Below are 17,593 nucleotides of genomic sequence, written 5' to 3'. Positions count from 1 at the left end.
GGTCAGCTCCCCTCGGGGGTGGTGAGGTCGTCGGTGCGTGGCGCGGGCTGCGGGGCCTGCGGGGGCTGGACGACGATGATGGTGACGGGTGGTGGATCGAGCCTGCGGCCCCGCCAGGTCTCGATCGCCCGTTGCACGGCGACCTGCACCGCGGCACCGACAGCGCCGCCGAGCACGGCCTCCAGCATGATGGCGGCGAGGCCGCCGTCGAGGGTGCCGTCCTGCCCGGCCGTCTCCAGCCGCCAGGTCAGCCCTGTCTCCCGTCCCAGCTCCTCCAGGAGCTGCTCCGGCTCGTCGAGCCCGAGCGGTCCCTCGACCTTCACGGAGATCGTCGCCGTCATCTCTCCCGTGCCTCCCCCGCCGCCGCGCGGCGTACATACCCCACTCTGCCAGGCCGAACGCCTGCTGTGCGAGGGCGCGTTGACGCTCGTTACAGGGTCAGTACGTCCTCGCCCACGATCGCCCACAACGGCGGAGGGGAAGCGGGCGGTTGTGCGCCGGTTCTCCCGACAGCCCGCATCGGGAAAGGCCCACGCGGGTTGTCACCCACGGAGCTCGGAACAGCGCGGTGAGCAGGCCGCCCCCCCCCCGGTGGAGGAGGGGCGGCGGAGGACGGGGCTCTACGGGTAGCTGGTCAGATTGGCCACGTTGGTCGAGGAGTTGGACGGGCCGCCGGTGCCGTTGACGACGTGCCGGATGGTGCCGGTGCCGCCGAGTGAGACCGTCACCATGCTCTGGAAGCGCACGCCCGCGGTGTTGGGCGCCTCGATGGCCCGTTCCGCGACGACGCCCGGGTTCACGTTGAAGTAGCAGTAGCTGCCGAGGCCGTAGGCCTGGTGGCTGGTGACCGAGTCGGCGACCTTGTAGGCGGCGTAGCCCTGGGTGGAACCGTTCGTCCAGGCCGCCTGGTTGGGCGGGTCGTACGGCATCTCGTTCTGGTAGAAGTACGTGCGGCCGCCGTTGCCGTTCCACATGGTCTGGTACTTCTGGTAGTGCTCGACGAACAGGCCGTACGCCGTGACGTCGTCGCCGTTGACGATCAGGCCCGTGTCCGCGGTGTTGGTGGTCCAGCCGACGCCGCTGCCGTGGTCGGCGCGCCAGATCCACATGTGGTCGCCGATGACGTTGTCGCTGTTGATCACGAGGCTGGTGGTCGCCTTGCCGACGCCCGCGCCGCCGACGCGGAAGTACACGTCGTGCAGGGAGGTCGGGTTCGCGGCGTGGGAGGCGGAGGAGCCGGTCGGCCCGACCTCCATCAGGGTGGGCGAGTTGGTGGTGCCCGCGTCGAAGAGGACGCCCGCCACCTTCACGCCGTCGACGTCGGCCACCTTCATCGCGGTGATGCCGTTGTCCGGGACGAACGTGGCGAGGCCGAGGCCGAGCACGACGGTGTCGGCGCGGTTCACCTGGAGGGTCTGGTTCAGGTGGTACACGCCGGGGGTGACCAGGAGGTTCTTGCCCGCCGCCAGCGCCGCGTTGATGTCCGCGGCACTCGCGCCCGGCTTCACGACGTAGAAGGTGTCCAGGGACAGGGAGCTGCCGGACGGGGAGCCGTTCGCCCAGCTGGTGCCGGTGGAGTTGGACCGTACGGACGGCACGAACACCTTGTAGGCGCCGTCGCCGTCGACGTACAGGAAGGGCTTCTCCCTGCTCACCGGGGACTGCGCGACGGTGGTGTGGGGCGGGTTGGGGAAGCTGGTGCCGGGGACGCCCTGGCTGCCGACGAAGACCATGTTCCAGTTGGCGCCGGTCCAGCTGCCGAGCTGGGAGTTGCGGGTCAACCACTGTTGCTGACTACCGGAGTTGACCTGCCCGTCGATCTTCGTGTCGGCGAGCAGGCCACCGCTGGACCAGCCGTTGTCGTCGAGGGCGAGACTGCCGCGCAGGTGCATCCGGCGGTATGCCGCCGCCTGCGAGACCGCCCAACGGTCGTTGCCGTTGGTGGGGTTGACGGACAGGTTCTCGGCCCCGCGCCAGAAGTTCTGCGTCGCGTTGCCCTGGAACCAGTCGGCCTCGGCGTGCACCGCGCCGTTGACCGTGACCGAGTCCGGGCTCAGCCCGAGCCCCGCGACCTGCGTGTAGAAGCCGACGTTGACGTCCGCGCTGTACGAGCCCGGCTTGAACAGGACGGCGTGGCGCTGTGCGCCGAACTGGTTGGTCTCCTGCTGCTGGAAGATCGAGTTCAGCCGCGACTGGATCGTCGAGGACGACATCGACGGGTCGAAGACGACCACGTTGGGGCCCAGGTCCGGGTTGGTGGCCGACTGGGTCACGGGGACCACCTGGAAGCGCTGGGCCGCGCTGCCGTTGCACGTGTACTGCACGAACTGCACGCTGTCGGCGGTCGAGGCACCCGGATCGTCCAGGCACTTGCCGCTGTTGCGGTTGACGAAGTGGTAGGCGCCGCCGCCCTCGTGCACGGGCAGCCACTGCTGGTTGGCGCCACCGCCGTAGGTCCACAGGTGGACGGGGGCGTTGTCGGCGGCGGAGACGTCGGCCACGTCCACGACCTGGCCGGTGCCGTTGCGGTTGTCGATGCGGACGTAGCCGTCGCTCGTGGCGGTGAAACCCCACTGCTGGGCCGTGGTGCTGTTGCACGCGTACTGCTGGACGACGGTTCCGTTGGCGGTGCCGGCCGATCTGGCGTCCAGACAACGTCCACTTGCCGCGTTCATGACAGTAGAAAAGCCGGTGGGCAGCGCGGTGGCGGCATCGGCGGGTGTGGAGACGGAGGTCAGGACAGACGCGGCGGCCACCGTGACGAGGGTGGCGGCGCCGGATCTGCGGAGGCGAGTGAGGGTGTGCATGCGCAGAGCCCTTCGTGGGGGGGTGAGGGTGTCGCGAGGTGTCTGGCCGACCCGTGAACCTAAAGGTATGGACCACTTACGTCAAGAGATGAAGTAAGGTTTGAGGGAAGCGGGTCGGCCTCATCGTCATGGAGGCCTGCGGACCCCGCATCGGCGCTCTGATTGGGTCGGCGTCCGGGGGTACTCGCCCGGCATGAAGCTGCATCTCCCTGGACACAAAGAGCACCACGGCACTGACGAGGCTCCGGAGCGCGAGGTCCCGCGGGCCGAGGAGGTGGGCCCCGGGCCCACCGTGGAGCGGCATGCGCCGGACACGCCCTCGCAGCTGCCGAAGCCGGCCTGGGGGGCGGTGCTCCGCGGCAGCCTGCGGGAGTTCAAGGACGACGAGCTGACCGACAGGGCCGCCGCGCTGACGTACTACGGCCTGTTGTCGCTCTTCCCGGCCCTGCTGGTCCTGGTGTCGATGCTCGGTCTGACCGGCAAGTCCGCCACGGACACGGTGCTGCGCAATCTCAAGCAGTTCACGCCGGGTTCCGCCCGCGACATCATCACCGGGGCCGTCGAGCAGCTGCAGAACAAAGCGGGCGTCGGATCGCTCATGGCGATCGTCGGCATCGTCCTGGCGGTGTGGTCGGCGTCCGGGTACGTTGCCGCGTTCATCCGCGCGGCCAACCGGGTCTACGACATGCCGGAGGGCCGCCCGATCTGGAAGATCCTTCCGGTGCGGGTGGGCCTGACGGTGGTCCTGATGGTGCTCGCCGTCATCAGCGCCCTGATCGTGGTCTTCACCGGCACTCTGGCCCGGAAGGCGGGCACGGCGATCGGGATCGGCGACACCGCCCTGACGGTGTGGTCGATCGCCAAGTGGCCCGTCCTGGTGGTCCTGGTCACGATCATGATCGCGCTCCTGTACTGGGGCACGCCGAACGCCAAGGTGAAGGGGTTCAGGTGGATCACGCCGGGCAGCTTCCTCGCCCTGGTCATCTGGCTGGTCGCGTCCGCGGGATTCGCGTTCTACGTCGCCAACTTCGCCTCGTACAACAAGACCTACGGAACCATGGCAGGTGTCATCGTCTTCCTGGTCTGGCTGTGGATCAGCAACCTGGCGATTCTTCTGGGCCTGGAGTTCGACGCCGAGACCGTCCGGCAGCGGGCCATCGCCGGCGGCCTGCCGCCCGACAAGGAGCCCTACACGGAGCCCCGTGACACCAGGAAGTGGGACGAGCAGGACCTGCGCCGGCTCGACGAATCGGGGCCGGCGCACAGCGGGTGACGGACTGATCCGGATCCAGACCGCCTATCTCGGGGAGCTTGGGGAAACCGCAGGTCATGATGTTGTCGACTGACTCGCCTGACGTCGATCGGGCTCTGACGCAGCAGGCGGCTTCCCGGATCCCGCCGGGCGTGGCCAGGGCGCTGTCGGCGGTGGAGGAGTCCGCGGAGAGCAGCAAGCTGTGGTGCGGTGCCGCTGCCGCGATGGCATGGCGGGGCGGGTGGCGGGGCCGCAGGGCCGCGGCCGCCGGAATGGTGGCCATGATGGTCGCCCAACTGGCGTCGAACGGCCTGTGCAAGCAACTGGCCGACCGGCCCAGGCCGCCCGCGGAGTGGATCCCGCACGACGAGGTCGCCGACCGTCCCGACTCGTCCTCGTTCCCCTCCGGGCACACGGCGGCCGCGGTCGCCTTCACCGCCGCCGTCGCCCCCACCTGGCCGGCCGTAGGCGCGCTGTGCGCGGTGCCGACCGCCCTGCTGGCCGTGGAACGGGTGCAGTCGGGTGCCCACTACCCCAGCGATGTCGCGGCCGGCGCCGCCATCGGCCTGGCCGGAGCGTGGCTCACGCGTCGTGCCCCGGCTCTGTTCCTGCGCGGGTGGCCGTAGCCCGAGAACTCTGCGTCGGCGCAGCGACCAGGAGGCGTTGACCAGGGAGGCGTTGACCAGGGAACGCGGATCGGCCTACCGTCGTCGCACGATCTGCCGGAACGATTCGGCAAAGGAGCGGCCCCTCGCCGCGGAAGCGGAGCGAACCATGGGCCTGCCGTCCACGGACTGGCTGGTGCGCCCCGTGGCACCGATCGACGAAGCCGGCGCGTCGGCCGTGCTGGCGACCCGGTTCGGGGTGCGGGGCACCGTGCGGGACCTGGGCAGCCAGCAGGACCGCAACTACGGGGTGCGCGGCGAGGCGGGGGAGTACGTCCTCAAGGTCGCCAACCCCGCCACCCGGACGGCCGAGCTGAGGTCCCAGTGCGACGCAGTGGAACACCTGGCCCGCGCGCTGCCCGGTCTCCGACTGCCCCGGGCCCGCCCCGGCGCCGACGGTGACGTGGTGCAGCCCTTCCTCGTGGACGGAGCCGCACTCTCCTGCCGACTGCTGGACTTCGTGCCGGGTGAGCCGATCATGGACAGTCGCTACCTCGCCCCCGTCGTCGTCGCCCGCCTCGGCGAACTCGCCGGGCAGATCGGCGCGGCCCTCGCCGACTTCACCGCACCCGAGACCGACCGCTTCCGGCCGTGGGACCTGCGCAACGCCCTCGAAGTGATCGAGACACTCGCTCCGCACTGGCCCGACCGGGCCCGCGCCGACCGGGTGCTGCGCGCCGCCCGGACCGCGCACGCCCTCGTGGAACCCCACGCGAAGGACCTGCCGGTCCAGTTCGTGCACGGCGACATCACCGACAACAACGTCGTCTGCGAGACGGCGAGGGACGGCCGGCGCATGCCCGTCGGGGTGATCGACTTCGGGGACCTCGGCACCGGCTGGACCGTGGCGGAACTCGCGGTCACCTGCACCTCCGTCCTGCACCACCACGGGTCCGGACCCGCCTCCGTACTGCCCGCCGTCCGCGCCTTCGACGCCGTACGCCCGCTCGCCGACGGGGAGTCGGCCGTGCTCTGGCCCCTCGTCGTGCTGCGGGCGGCCGTCATGGTGGTCAGCGGGCAGTACGACGTCCTCCAGGACCCCGACAACGGCTACGCGTCCGCCGCCCTGGACCGGGAGTGGGCCATGTTCGAGTCGGCCGTCTCCGTCCCGGCGGAGGTGATGACCGCCCAGCTGAGGCAGACACTCGGCCGCCCCCTGCCGCGGGTCGCCGTCGTGCCCACGCACCGCATGCTGCCGGACCTGCCCGACGACGTACCGGCGCTCGATCTCTCGGCGCAGAGCGACGACCTGCACACGGGCCGCTGGCTCGAGGCCGACGCCGAAGCGGACCAGGCGTCCGGCCTGGCGGCGGCACGCACCCGGCACGGCGAGTTCCGCCTGACCCGGACCACGATCGACACGACGGACGCCCCGGCGACCTGCGCCCTCGGGGTGGACCTGCATCTCGCGGACCCCCTGGAGGTGCACGCGCCCTGGGCGGGCACGCTCACCCGGCACGCCGACGGCACGCTCGACCTGCGCGGCGAGGGTCCGGTCCTGTGGCTGTACGGCGTCGACAGCCCGGCCGCATCCGGTCAGGTCGCCGCCGGACAGCCCCTCGGCACGGTCGCCGAGCGGGACGGCAGGCACACCCTCGGCCTCCAGCTGTCGACCCTGACCGACCGCCACCCACCCCGTTTCGCCACCCCCGACCTGGCCGCCGGCTGGCTGACGGTCAGCCCGGATCCGACCCGGCTGATCACCGGGCAGGACCCGGTGGAGCCGTCCGCCGACACGGATCTCCTCGCCCGCCGCGACCGCGCCTTCGCCCCCGTCCAGGAGCACTACTACGACGACCCGCCCCGCATCGAACGCGGCTGGCGCCACCACCTCGTCGACGCCCAGGGCCGCGGCTGTCTCGACATGCTCAACAACGTGACCGTCCTCGGCCACGGCCACCCCGCTCTCAGCGACGCCGTGCACCGGCAGTGGCGGCGCCTCAACACCAACTCCCGTTTCCACTACGGCTCGGTCGTGGAACTCTCCGAGCGGCTCACCGCGCTCCTGCCCGAGGAACTGGACACCGTCTTCCTCGTCAACAGCGGCTCCGAGGCCGTGGACCTCGCCCTGCGCCTGGCCTGGGCGGCGACCGGACGGCAGGACACCGTCGCGGTCGAGGAGGCGTACCACGGGTGGACGTACGCCTCCGACGCGGTCTCCACGTCGATCGCGGACAACCCGAACGCCCTGTCCTCGCGCCCGAGTTGGGTGCACACCGTGGCCGCCCCCAACTCCTACCGGGGCCGCCGGCGGGGTGCCGAGGCGCGGCGGTACGGGCCCGAGGCCGCCGCCCGGATCACCGAACTCGCCGAACAGGGCCGCCCGCCCGCCGCCTTCATCTGCGAGCCCTTCTACGGCAACGCGGGCGGCATCCCCCTCCCGGACGGCTACCTCCGGCAGGTCTACGACGCCACGCGCGCCGTCGGCGGTGTGTGCATCGCGGACGAGGTGCAGGTCGGCTACGGCCGACTCGGCACCCACTTCTGGGGATTCGAGCAGCAGGGCGTCGTACCGGACATCGTCACCGTGGCCAAGGCGATGGGCAACGGGCATCCGCTGGGCGCCGTGATCACCCGGCGGGAGATCGCCGACGCCTACCGCACCCAGGGCTACTTCTTCTCCTCGGCCGGGGGCAGCCCGGTCAGCAGCGTGGTCGGACTGACCGTGCTCGACGTGCTGCGGGACGAGCGGCTCCAGGACAACGCCCGCGAAGTGGGCGGGTACTTGAAGCGGCGGCTGGAGGAACTCGCCGCCCGGCACCCCCTGATCGGCGCGGTGCACGGCTCCGGGCTGTACCTGGGCGTCGAGTTCGTCCGGGACCGCGAGACCCTGGAGCCGGCGACCGAGGAGACCGCGGCGATCTGCGACCGGTTGCGCGAGCTCGGCGTGATCGTCCAGCCGACCTCGGACCGGCAGTGCGTACTGAAGATCAAGCCCCCGATGTGCCTGACCCGGCGGAGCGCCGACGTGTTCGCCGCCGCGCTGGACGACGTACTGACCAACGGCTGGTGAGACGGGGGCACCGCCTCTCAGTGCCCCGGCGCCGCCCCGCTGCTCGCGCGGATCACCAGGTCGACGGGGACGAGTGACTCGGGGTGCGGCGGTTCTGCCGAGTCGCCGATCCGGCTCAGCAGGAGCCGCAGGGACCGGGTGCCGATCTCCGCGAAGTCCGTGCGCACGGTGGTCAGCGGGGGCAGCAGATGCGCGGCCTCGGGGATGTCGTCGTAGCCCACCACGCTGATCTCGCCCGGCACCGAGCGGCCCGCCTCGTGGAAGGCGTGCAGGACGCCGAGGGCCATCTGGTCGTTGGACACGAACACTGCGGTGACGTCCGTACGCCGGGCCAGCCGGCGCCCCAGGTGGTAGCCGGAGTCGGCGCTCCAGTCGCCGAACAACGGCTCGGGGATCCGCGCACCGGCCGCCTCCAGCGTGGAGCGCCAGCTCGCCAGCCGGTGGTCGGCGGAGGTCCAGCCGCTCGGCCCCGCGATGTGCCAGACGGTCGGGTGGCCGAGCCCCAGCAGATGCTCGGTGGCCTTGCGGGCGCCCTTGCGGGAGTCGCCGGTGAGGCGCTCGGTCTCCGGGTCGAAGCCGTTCTCCAGCACCACCAACGGGGTGTCGAACCGGGTGTCCGCCAGGGCGTGACCCACCCACAGCTGCGGGGCGATGGCGATCACGCCGTCCGCGCCCTCGGCGGAGAGCCGGTCGACGGCCTCGACGACCGTGTCGTGCTCGGCCGTGTCCAGGGAGATGGAACTGAGCAGATAACCCGCCTCCTGGGCGGCGGTGTTGATCGCGGTCAGGATCGCGGACGGGCCGTAGCGCGCCGCGTCGAAGGTGATGACCCCGAGCATCCGGGTCCGCCCGCTGGCCAGCGACCGGGCGCTGCGGCTGGGCCGGTAGCCGAGGGTCCGCATGGCCGTCAGGACCGCCTCGCGGGTCTCGGGGCGGACCGACGGATGCTCGTTGAGCACACGGGAGACGGTCTGCTTGGAGACACCGGCCAGCCGGGCCACGTCGTCCATCACCGGGCGCGAGCCGGCGAAGTTGCGTCGACTGCGCCCCTTCGGGACGGCTCCCTCGGCGGCGCTTGGGGTCATGGTGGCGGTTTCCTCGACATGTGGTGGCGGAGCTACGGCGGTCCCGGCCCGCCCCGGGAGCACAGCATAGGCGGGCCGGTCTCGTGGATCCGGGGGGCGGCATCGGGGTCCGGGGCAGGTCAGCCCGCCCGGACCGACCAGGTGTGCCCGGTGATCCACTCGGCGTGCGTGACGGCGGCCGTCTCCCGTTCACCTCGCGCCTGCTCCGGCAGATGCACCGGCGCCCCGGCGTGCAGGGGCAGCACCCGCAGCCGCAGGCCCTCGGCCCGCAGGGCGTCGGCGGGCAGCCGGTCCAGGCCGAGGTCCCAGATCCGTCCCGAGCAGAACTGGTCGGCGACGAGCGTGTCTCCCACGTAGGCACGCCCCACGTCCCCGCTCCAGTGCAGCCGCAGCAGCGTCCCGGGCGGCAGCGCGTCCGGCACCTCGACGCGGTACTCGGCGGCCACGGTGTCGAAGTACTTGTCGGCCGGCGCGCTGGCGCGGCCCTGGACCCCGGTCACGGTCTCGGGGGCGGGCCCCGCGGCCCGGACGAGGGTCACCTCCACAGCGGAGCCCTCGCCGGCCGACGCCCTCGGGACCACGTAACGGGTGAACACCCCGTCCGCGACCGCTTCCACCGTCACCCCGTCCACCGCGGGCGCCCGCTCGGGTGCGGGCAGCACGGCGAACGCCGTCGCCGTCCCCGAACCGTGCAGCCGTACCTCGTCCCGGTCGAAGACCACACCGTCACCGCACAGCACCAGCCGCTCGGCCCCCCATGCCTCGCCCCGGTAGGCGGTACGGGCCGTCGCCGCGTCCAGCACCAGCAGGCCGACCCGTCGGCCGTCGGCGGTGTCCACCTCCACCAAGGCGTCGGTGCCGGACCGCAGCCCGGTCACCAGCAGCCGGTCACCGACCGGGGTGACGTCGCCGGTGGGCGTGCGCAGAGCCGACACCGTGGCCGCGTCCAGGGCGAGTTCGGGCGCGATGCCGTCCGTCGCGGCCAGCACCAGAACCGTACGGCCGTCGACGTCGACCGTGCACACCGGCTGGGCGGTGGCCCACTCCAGCCGCACACCGGCCATCTCGAGACGCAGCGGCCAGCAGAAGTACGCGCCGCTCGGAACCGTGACAGGCACGCTGGGCAGGGTCAACTCGCCACCGGTGGACGTGAATTCGACCGTGAACGAGGTCTCCGGGTGGTCCGGGAGCTGTTCGTGCGGCTGGTGGTTGTTGACGAACAGGAAGCCCGAGGTGCCGTCACCGCGCACCGCCCAGCGCAGGGTGTCCCGGTCGAACTGCCCGTCCGGCCGCCGCTCGGGCAGCGCCGACTCCATGGGGGCGATCAGGTGCCCGAAGTCGGCCAGCAGCAGGTGCTGGAGCCGGAGTTCGTGGTAAGTCCGCCGGTACTGGCCGTACTCGCCGAGCGGTGCCTGGAAGTCGTACGTCAGGACGGGCAGGTCGTTCGGATAGCCGGTGGCGTGCGACTCCTGCAGGGTGCTGAGCTCACCCGTCGGGTTCGTGCCGCCGTGGAACATGTAGAAGCCCTGCCAGACCGAGCCGCAGCCGATCTTGGTGAGGCCGAGCGCGCCGATGTCGTCGGGATCGACGTAGGGCCGACGGTGGTACGACACCGCCATTCCGCCGCCCAACTCGCAGGTGGCCCAGGGGAATCGGTCCGCGAAGGCGTCGGGCTCGCTGCCCCGCACGCTGACCGGGCGCAGGTCGGATCCGATGCCCTCGTCGTCGCGCTGGTGGGTGAAGAAGAAGTGCTTGCGGCAGGTGTCGGGCCAGCCGCCGTCGGCCTCGGTCCAGAAGGCCTCGGTGTAGCCGCCGTAGAGCGGAAGCAGTTCGTCCGGCGGGAGTCGGACACCGCCCCAGGCGGTCGACGTCCACAGCGGTGCGCTCAGGCCGGCCTCCTGGGCCATCCGCTTCAGGGTCAGCAGGTGGCCGGGCTGGTCGTACAGCTCGTTCTCGATCTGGATTGCCACGATCGGGCCGCCGTGGGCCCGGTCGAGGCCGCTCAACTGCTCGGCGATCGCCGCGAACCAGGGGCGTACGGCGTCCAGGTACACCGGGTCGTCGGTGCGGGGGGCGCAGTCGCGGGCCAGGACCCAGTCGGGCAGGCCGCCGTTCCGGACCTCCGCGTGCGACCAGGGGCCGACGCGGGGGATGAAGTCCAGGTCGTGGCGGGCGCACAGCTCGGCGAAGCGGCGCAGGCCACGGTCGCCGTCGAAGCGGACGCGGCCCTCGATCTCCTCGTGGTGGATCCAGATGAGGTAACTGGCGACGGCGGTGACACCGCCCGCCTTCATCTTCAGCAGCTCCTCCTCCCACTCCCCGGCGGGGTAGCGGGAGTAGTGGAACTCACCGGAGACCGGGAACCAGGGCCGGCCGCCACGGGTGAGCCAACGGCTGGTCACCTCGATCGGGTCGGGCACCCCCGGGGCGTCCGCGAAGGGCAGGTGCCCGGTCAGCGGAGGCCCGGCGGGGGAGGGCAGACGCAGGTGGTGCGGGTGGGACATCAGTCGATCTCCGGTCCGAGGTCGGGCGTGTCGGTGAGCTGGGCGCGCGTGCCGGTGGTGGCGTGCAGCTCCAGCAGGACCAGTTCGTTGGTGCCGGGGCGGAGGACGGGCGCGGGGACGTACAGGGTGTGCTGGGGGCCCCGGTTCCAGTAACGGCCGAGATGGAACCCGTTGACCCAGGCCTGGCCCTTGGTCCAGCCGGGCAGGGCGAGGAAGGTGTCGGCCGGGGTGTCCACCTCGAAGGTGCCCCGGTGGAAGGCGGGTACGGCGTCCGTGGTCGCCTCGGACGGGCCGAACGGCACGGCGGCCAGGTGGTCCAAGGGCACCGCCCGGCACTCCCAGCCGCGCAGTTCGGCGCCCTGGAACGACACCGGGCCGAGCAGCCCCTTGGGCGCCCCGATGCGCGGCCCGTAGTTGACGCCGCCCATGTTCTCCACGAGGACCTCGAGAACGGCACCGGCGTGCGGCACCCGCACGGACAGGGTCTCGTCGTGCCGTTCCCGCTCCAGTACGCCGACGGAGGCGCCGTCCACGAAGACCTGCGCGCGGTCGCCGACCTCGCCCGTGAAGTGCAGCAGACCGTCGCCCGAGCCCGGAAGCGTGGTGCGGTAGAGCACGTAACCGGTGTGCACACCCAGCTCGTTCATCGTCACCGGCGCCTCGGTGCTCGTCGACGACAGCCCGCGGACGTACGGCAGCAGCGGCGCCCGGTGATCCAGGTCCACGTCGGTGAGGGGGAGCTTGGGGGAGGGCGAGGGCGCCGTCTCGTCGGGCGTGGCCGTGTGGCGGGCGATCACCTCGCGGAAGGCGTGGTACTTGGGGCCGGGGTCACCGCTCTCGGTGAGCGGGGCGTCGTAGTCGTAGGACGTGACGGTGGGCTCGTAGGCGTGTTTGTGGTTGGCGCCGTTGGTGAAGCCGAAGTTGGTGCCGCCGTGGAACATGTAGATGTTGACCGAGGCCCCCGCCGCCAGCAGCCGGTCCAGGTCGGCCGCGGCATCGGCGGCCGACCGCACATGGTGCGGGCCGCCCCAGTGGTCGAACCAGCCGATCCAGAACTCCGAGCACATCAGCGGGCCTTGGGGCTGGTGGGCGCGGAGCGCGGCCAGGTTCTCCTCCACCCGGCTGCCGAAGGTGACCGTGGCGAGCGTGCCCGGGAGGGTGCCGGCCGCCAGGTGCTCGGCGTTGGCCTGGTCGCAGGTGTAGAGCAGTTCCTCGACGCCGCGGTCCCGCAACGCCTGCTGGACGTGCTTGAGATACGCGGTGTCGTCGCCGTACGCCCCGTACTCGTTCTCCACCTGTACGGCGATCACCGGGCCGCCGTGCGCGGCCATGAACGGCCGCAGCGCGGGCAGGAGCCGGTCGAGGTAGCCGTCGAACGCCGCCGTGAAGCGGGGGTCGCTGCTGCGCAGCCGGATGTCGGGGTGCGCGAGCAGCCAGGCGGGCAGACCGCCGTCGTCCCACTCGGCGCAGATGAACGGCCCCGGGCGCAGCAGGACCTGCAGACCCTCCTCCTGGGCGAGACGCAGCCAGCGGGGCAGATCGAGGAACCCGTCCAGGACCAGGGTGCCGGGTTCGGGCTCGTGGAGGTTCCACGGCAGATACGTCTCGATCGTGTTGAGACCCATCAGACGTGCCTTGCGCAGCCGGTCGGTCCACTGGTCGGGATGGATCCGGAAGTAGTGCATGGCCCCGGAAATGATCCGGAACGGCTCGCCGTGCAGGAGGAAACCGTCGGAGGTCGTCGTCAGAGCGGGCATGCGGGGCATCCCTTCGAGTCAGCGGGAGTTCAGCGGGTTCGGGTACTGCGGACGAGCCAGAGCGTGGCGGCGAGACACAGCGCGGAGACACCGCTCAGCAGCAGCGGAACGGCCCGGATCCCGGACCATTCGATGGCCTTGCCCAGCGCCGGTCCCGCCGCCACACCGCCGATCATCGAGGCGGCGATGACCAGCGCGCCGGCGCGTCGGGCGCCGGGGGCGGCCCGGTGCAGCCAGGGCAGACCGGTGGGGAAGATCGGCGCGATGAACAGACCGACACCGGCATACGCGTAGGGCGCCAACTCCCTTACGGACGCGAGCAGAAGACAGACCGTCATACCCGCGCAGGACACGGTGATGATGGCCTGTGCCGAGAACCGCAGCGCGATCGGGGCGACCAGGAAGCGGCCCACTGTCATCATCAGCCAGTAGACGGAGGTGGCGGTCGCAGCCACTCCGGCGCCGTATCCCACGGTCTGCAGATGGGTGGGTTCCCAGCCGCCGACGCCCGCCTCGATGCCCACGTGCAGGACGTAGAGGGCGACGAACACGGAGAGCACGGAGGCCAGGCTGCGGCCGAGAGCGCCGGGGGAGTCGGGAGCCGTGCCGGACGGCTGGGGCGCCCGGTTCCGTACGCCCTTCAGGCACAGCAGCAACGGCAGGTTGGCGAGCGCGAAGCCGAGGAAGACCGCCGGATAGTGACCGGCACCCGCCACGCCGATCAGCGCCGGACCGAGGATCGCGCCCACGCCGAAGTGCGCGTTGAGAATGTTCAGCATCGCGGTGGAACGGTGGCCGAAGCCGACCGCGAACAGTTGGTTCAGGCCGTAGTCGATGCCGCCGAAGCCAAGGCCGGCGAGCAGCGCCGCGGTCAGGGCGGTGGGCCAGTTCGGCGCGAGCGCGAAGCCCGCCGCACCGACGGCCATCAGCAGGTACGAGGCGCCCAGGATCCGCCGGTTGCCGATCCGGCCGAAGAGCCGGTCGAACAGCAGCACCCCGGCGACCCCGCCGACGAAATGGGCGCTGAGACCGAGTCCGGCCTCCGAGGGAGACAACCCGAAGTCCTCGCGGAAGGCGGGGATCGCCGGGCCGTACAGCGCCTGGAGCGCGCCGATGAGCACGAACCCGACGCAGGAGGCGACCACGGCGGCCGGGCTGAAGACCGGAGCGCGCTGCGGCGTCAGTGTGCAGGACATGGACGTTGATGTTACCGGTAACATTCCGACGGTCAAGATCTGCGGACAAACAGGGACGGGCGACCGGATTGGACTGGTGGTCCAGTGTCTGGATTGCTAGTCTAGATGGACTGTCGGAGGTGGGAGGATGCGATGGAGGCCGAGCGGGACGCGATTGTCGCCGCGCTCACTTCGGTGGTCGACGGGATCGCGGCGACCTTCGGGCCGGTGTGCGAGGTGGTGCTGCACGACTACCGCAGGCCGGAGAACTCGGTGGTGGCGCTCGCCGGCTCGGTGACCGGGCGCAGAGTCGGCGGGGCGATGAGCGAGATCGGCCTGCGGATGGTCGCCCGTGGCGACGAGGCGGCCGACGAGCTGAACTACGTCACCCGGACCGATGCCGGCAAGCTCGTCAAGTCGTCGACGATGCTGCTGCGGGACTCCTCGGGCGCGGTCTTCGGCGCGTTGTGCGTCAATGTCGACGTCACCGCGGCGAGCGAGGTCCACGCCTTGCTGGGAGCCCTGGCCGGCACCGGCACCGCCCCCGAGGAGCCGCCCGTCACCACCTTCGGTGACGACATCGACTCCGTTGTCGACGTCATGCTGGACGCGCACCGGCATCAGTCGTGGGCACTGCTCGACCGCACCGGGCGCCTGGACCTGTTCCGCAGCCTGGACGAACGGGGCGTGTTCGCGGTGCGGCGGGCGATCGAGCAGGTGGCCGGACGGCTCGGGATCTCGCGCGCCTCCGCCTACAGCTACCTCTCCCAGTCCCGGAAACAGGCGACCACTGGAGGGCACTCGTGACGACCACCACCCCGCCGGTCACCCTGGACGACGTCCAGGAGGCGGCCACCCGGCTCAAAGGCGTCGCGCACCGCACACCGGTGCTGCGCTCACGGACCCTCGACGCGCTGGTCGGCGCCGAGGTCTTCCTCAAGTGCGAGAACTTCCAGCGGGTCGGCGCCTTCAAGTTCCGCGGCGCCTACAACGCGGCCTCCCGGCTGACCCCGGAGCAACTGGCCCGGGGCATCGCCGCCTACTCCTCGGGGAACCACGCCCAGGCCGTCGCCCTGGCCGCCCGCGAGCTCGGCACCACCGCCGTGATCGTCATGCCCGAGGACGCCCCGCCCTCCAAGCGGGCGGCCACCGAGGGCTACGGCGCCGAGATCGTCACGTACGACCGCTACACCGGCGACCGCGTGGCCATCGCCGAGGCCCTGGCCACCGAGCGGGGCCTGGCGCTCATCCCGCCGTACGAACACCCGCACGTGATGGCGGGACAGGGCACGGCCGCCCTCGAACTCCTGGAAGAGACGGGCGAGTTGGGCGCGCTGCTCACTCCCGTCGGAGGCGGCGGACTGATGGCGGGCAGCGCGACCGCCGCCAAGGGGCTGCACCCGGATATCCGCATGGTCGGCGTGGAACCGGAGGCCGGCGACGACACCAAGCGGTCCCTGGAGGCGGGGCGGCGCGTCAGCATCCCGGTACCGAAGACCATCGCCGACGGACAGGCCCTGCACACACCGGGCGAGCTGACCTTCTCGGTGAACCGGCGGCTGGTCGACGAGATCGTGCTGGTCTCCGACGACGAGATCCGCGAGGCCATGCGGTTCGTCTTCGAGCGGCTGAAGATCGTCGTCGAGCCGAGTGGCGCGACTCCGTTGGCCGCCCTGCTCAGCGGCCGGGTGAGCGCCCTCCCCGACCGGATCGGTGTGATCGTCTCCGGTGGCAACGTCGACGCGGAGCGCTTCGCACGGCTCTGTGCGGGCGGGGTCTGAGGGGGTGGGGCCCGAGGGGCGGGTCAGAGCGGGCGTTCGCACTCGAATGGCAGGCCGGACCGGACAGGCGGACGATGGAGTGGTGGGGCTCGGCCCCCGCCGGTGCTGCCCAGGAAGGGCGGGAGACGGAGACCGGCCCCGGCCGTACGGAAACACGGCCGGAAGGGAGAGCCGTCATGTTTGAGGTGAAGACGCTCGACAAGCCGGACGAGCGCCGCGATTTCCCGCGGGGCCACCTCGAAGCGGTCCACATGAGCGGACTGGACTTCGCCGTGGGCACCTTCGAACCGGGCTGGCGCTGGTCCGAGTCCGTGGCACCCATCGCGGGCACCAAGAGCTGCGAGGTCCACCACAACGGCTATGTGGTCCAGGGCCGCATGCGCATCGCCATGGACGACGGTGGCGAGGGCGAACTGGGCCCCGGCGACATCTTCGTGGTGGCACCCGGGCACGACGCCTGGGTCGTCGGCGACGAGCAGTGCGTGGTCTACGACTTCGCGGGCGGCATGGCGAAGGACTACGCGAAGGGCAAGTGAGGCGCCCGTTCCGTCCCGTCACCTCTCACACCGTGACGACGATCTTCGCGCGCGCGTGCTCCACCTCCAGATGCCGGATGGCCTCGGCCGCCTCGCCGAGCGGATACGTCCGCTCGACGGCCGGGGTGATCTTCCCTGCCTCGGCGAGTTTCCGCAGGGCCGTGAGGTTCTCCTTGCGTGCCTTCGCCGGGAGTTGGAGCACCCGTTGCCGGACGAAGGGGGAGAGAAGCAGTCCCCGCACCGTGAGCCGCACGGGGCCGAGGAGGCTGCCGCCCTCGTACACGCCCCCGCCGGACAGGACGACCGTTCCGGCGGAAGCCGTCGCGCGCCGCAGATCGCCCAGTGAACGATTGCCCACCAGGTCCAGTACGACGTCGTAGCGGCGTCCGGCGCGGGCGAAGTCCTCCCTGGTGTAGTCGACGATCTGGTCCGCCCCGAGCGACCCGACGAGCTCGACGTTGCGCGCACTGCACACGGCGGTCACCTCGGCGCCGTACGCCTTCGCGATCTGTACGGCGAAGGTGCCCACGCCACCCGACGCGCCGTTCACCAGGACGGACTGCCCGGCCAGGAGTCCGGCCACGTCCCGCAGTCCGATGAGCGCGGTGTTGGCGGCCAGCGGCATCGCGGCGGCCTGCTCGAAGGAGAGGCCGGCCGGCTTGAGGTCCGTCTCGCTGTCCTTGGCGCACACGAACTCGGCGAACGTCCCGTCCGCCTCGCCATACACCTCGTCGCCCGGACGCAGGCCCTTGACCCGGTCACCGACCGCCTCGACGCGGCCGGCGAAGTCCCGGCCCCGGATCCGCACCTTCGGCGCACGCGGCCCGAACGACAGCCGGGCGATCTTCGGGTCGCCGCGCAGGTAGTGCCAGTCGTAGGCGTTCACCGAGGCCGCGTGCACCCGGACGAGCACCTCGTCGGCGGCCGGCACCGGCTGCTCGACCTCCCTCAACTCCAGTGTGTCCACCGAGCCGTACCGGTCCTGGACGACTGCCTTCATGCGACCCCCTCCGTCGTT

The 17,593-nt window shown here is 71.5% G+C and carries 13 protein-coding genes; 6 read left to right on the top strand and 7 right to left on the bottom strand.

What is annotated here, in order from left to right:
• Nucleotides 1-2: 2 nt before the first annotated feature.
• Together AQJ46_RS04665 and AQJ46_RS04660 are read right to left on the bottom strand one after the other, a co-directional pair.
• Nucleotides 3-341 carry a hypothetical protein gene (locus AQJ46_RS04665; protein WP_057612879.1) on the bottom strand — a complete coding sequence of 113 codons (339 nt, stop codon included), beginning with the start codon at nt 339-341 and terminating at the stop codon, nt 3-5.
• Between the two features lie 279 nt (nt 342-620).
• Nucleotides 621-2,807 carry an RICIN domain-containing protein gene (locus AQJ46_RS04660; RefSeq protein ID WP_059204319.1) on the bottom strand — a complete coding sequence of 729 codons (2,187 nt, stop codon included), beginning with the start codon at nt 2,805-2,807 and terminating at the stop codon, nt 621-623.
• A 193-nt stretch (nt 2,808-3,000) separates the two neighbouring features.
• Between AQJ46_RS04660 and AQJ46_RS04655 the strand changes: the two genes are divergently transcribed.
• The 3 genes from AQJ46_RS04655 (at nt 3,001) to AQJ46_RS04645 (ending at nt 7,737) form a co-directional block, all read left to right on the top strand.
• Nucleotides 3,001-4,080, top strand: a complete 1,080-nt coding sequence (locus AQJ46_RS04655) for a YihY/virulence factor BrkB family protein (RefSeq protein WP_057612881.1) — start codon at nt 3,001-3,003, stop codon at nt 4,078-4,080.
• Between the two features lie 56 nt (nt 4,081-4,136).
• Nucleotides 4,137-4,685 (top strand): phosphatase PAP2 family protein, encoded by a 549-nt coding sequence (locus AQJ46_RS04650; RefSeq protein WP_059204318.1) that lies wholly within the window; start codon nt 4,137-4,139, stop codon nt 4,683-4,685.
• A gap of 148 nt (nt 4,686-4,833) precedes the next feature.
• The gene (locus AQJ46_RS04645) at nt 4,834-7,737 is read left to right on the top strand and encodes an aminotransferase (RefSeq protein WP_059204317.1); all 2,904 of its coding nucleotides are present in this window, start codon (nt 4,834-4,836) and stop codon (nt 7,735-7,737) included.
• A gap of 17 nt (nt 7,738-7,754) precedes the next feature.
• On the opposite strand, the gene AQJ46_RS04640 is transcribed toward AQJ46_RS04645, so the two are convergent.
• The 4 genes from AQJ46_RS04640 to AQJ46_RS04625 all read right to left on the bottom strand — a co-directional run bounded on the left by AQJ46_RS04640 (nt 7,755) and on the right by AQJ46_RS04625 (nt 14,279).
• Nucleotides 7,755-8,822 carry a LacI family DNA-binding transcriptional regulator gene (locus AQJ46_RS04640; protein ID WP_059204316.1) on the bottom strand — a complete coding sequence of 356 codons (1,068 nt, stop codon included), beginning with the start codon at nt 8,820-8,822 and terminating at the stop codon, nt 7,755-7,757.
• A 119-nt stretch (nt 8,823-8,941) separates the two neighbouring features.
• Complete coding sequence (locus tag AQJ46_RS04635; RefSeq protein WP_059204315.1) at nt 8,942-11,326, bottom strand: beta-galactosidase; 2,385 nt, start codon at nt 11,324-11,326, stop codon at nt 8,942-8,944.
• Nucleotides 11,326-13,083: a glycoside hydrolase family 35 protein gene (locus tag AQJ46_RS04630; RefSeq protein ID WP_059204314.1), complete on the bottom strand. Its 1,758-nt coding sequence runs from the start codon at nt 13,081-13,083 to the stop codon at nt 11,326-11,328. Before AQJ46_RS04630 ends, AQJ46_RS04635 begins: the two co-directional genes overlap by 1 nt.
• A 29-nt stretch (nt 13,084-13,112) precedes the next feature.
• A complete protein-coding gene (locus AQJ46_RS04625; protein ID WP_059204313.1) occupies nt 13,113-14,279 on the bottom strand; it encodes an MFS transporter in 1,167 nt (388 codons plus the stop codon).
• A gap of 132 nt (nt 14,280-14,411) precedes the next feature.
• Here AQJ46_RS04625 and AQJ46_RS04620 point away from each other — a divergent pair, with 132 nt between their 5' ends.
• From AQJ46_RS04620 to AQJ46_RS04610, 3 genes are all read left to right on the top strand, one after another.
• On the top strand, nt 14,412-15,065 hold the full coding sequence (locus tag AQJ46_RS04620) for a helix-turn-helix transcriptional regulator (RefSeq protein ID WP_079072105.1): 654 nt from the start codon (nt 14,412-14,414) through the stop codon (nt 15,063-15,065).
• Nucleotides 15,062-16,039, top strand: a complete 978-nt coding sequence (locus tag AQJ46_RS04615) for a threo-3-hydroxy-L-aspartate ammonia-lyase (RefSeq protein ID WP_059204311.1) — start codon at nt 15,062-15,064, stop codon at nt 16,037-16,039. The genes AQJ46_RS04620 and AQJ46_RS04615 overlap by 4 nt, the downstream gene beginning before the upstream one ends.
• 176 nt (nt 16,040-16,215) lie before the next feature.
• Nucleotides 16,216-16,575 carry a cupin domain-containing protein gene (locus AQJ46_RS04610; protein WP_059204310.1) on the top strand — a complete coding sequence of 120 codons (360 nt, stop codon included), beginning with the start codon at nt 16,216-16,218 and terminating at the stop codon, nt 16,573-16,575.
• A gap of 25 nt (nt 16,576-16,600) precedes the next feature.
• Here AQJ46_RS04610 and AQJ46_RS04605 read toward each other — a convergent pair whose 3' ends face one another.
• On the bottom strand, nt 16,601-17,575 hold the full coding sequence (locus AQJ46_RS04605) for an NAD(P)-dependent alcohol dehydrogenase (RefSeq protein ID WP_059204309.1): 975 nt from the start codon (nt 17,573-17,575) through the stop codon (nt 16,601-16,603).
• Between the last annotated feature and the right edge of the window lie 18 nt (nt 17,576-17,593).

Source organism: Streptomyces canus (genome assembly GCF_001514145.1).
GTDB classification, from domain to species: Bacteria; Actinomycetota; Actinomycetes; order Streptomycetales; family Streptomycetaceae; genus Streptomyces; species Streptomyces canus.
The sequence above is the reverse complement of the archived record's forward strand: the minus strand, read 5'-3'. Positions and strand labels throughout refer to the sequence as shown.

What these genes read in the sequence shown, in the direction of transcription:
- AQJ46_RS04620 (WP_079072105.1), top strand. Translation starts at nt 14,412, where the DNA reads ATGGAGGCCGAGCGGGACGCGATTGTCGCCGCGCTCACTTCGGTGGTC.
- AQJ46_RS04635 (WP_059204315.1), bottom strand. Translation starts at nt 11,326, where the DNA reads ATGTCCCACCCGCACCACCTGCGTCTGCCCTCCCCCGCCGGGCCTCCG.
- AQJ46_RS04605 (WP_059204309.1), bottom strand. Translation starts at nt 17,575, where the DNA reads ATGAAGGCAGTCGTCCAGGACCGGTACGGCTCGGTGGACACACTGGAG.
- AQJ46_RS04610 (WP_059204310.1), top strand. Translation starts at nt 16,216, where the DNA reads ATGTTTGAGGTGAAGACGCTCGACAAGCCGGACGAGCGCCGCGATTTC.
- AQJ46_RS04660 (WP_059204319.1), bottom strand. Translation starts at nt 2,807, where the DNA reads ATGCACACCCTCACTCGCCTCCGCAGATCCGGCGCCGCCACCCTCGTC.
- AQJ46_RS04665 (WP_057612879.1), bottom strand. Translation starts at nt 341, where the DNA reads ATGACGGCGACGATCTCCGTGAAGGTCGAGGGACCGCTCGGGCTCGAC.
- AQJ46_RS04625 (WP_059204313.1), bottom strand. Translation starts at nt 14,279, where the DNA reads ATGTCCTGCACACTGACGCCGCAGCGCGCTCCGGTCTTCAGCCCGGCC.
- AQJ46_RS04645 (WP_059204317.1), top strand. Translation starts at nt 4,834, where the DNA reads ATGGGCCTGCCGTCCACGGACTGGCTGGTGCGCCCCGTGGCACCGATC.
- AQJ46_RS04640 (WP_059204316.1), bottom strand. Translation starts at nt 8,822, where the DNA reads ATGACCCCAAGCGCCGCCGAGGGAGCCGTCCCGAAGGGGCGCAGTCGA.
- AQJ46_RS04630 (WP_059204314.1), bottom strand. Translation starts at nt 13,083, where the DNA reads ATGCCCGCTCTGACGACGACCTCCGACGGTTTCCTCCTGCACGGCGAG.
- AQJ46_RS04650 (WP_059204318.1), top strand. Translation starts at nt 4,137, where the DNA reads ATGATGTTGTCGACTGACTCGCCTGACGTCGATCGGGCTCTGACGCAG.
- AQJ46_RS04655 (WP_057612881.1), top strand. Translation starts at nt 3,001, where the DNA reads ATGAAGCTGCATCTCCCTGGACACAAAGAGCACCACGGCACTGACGAG.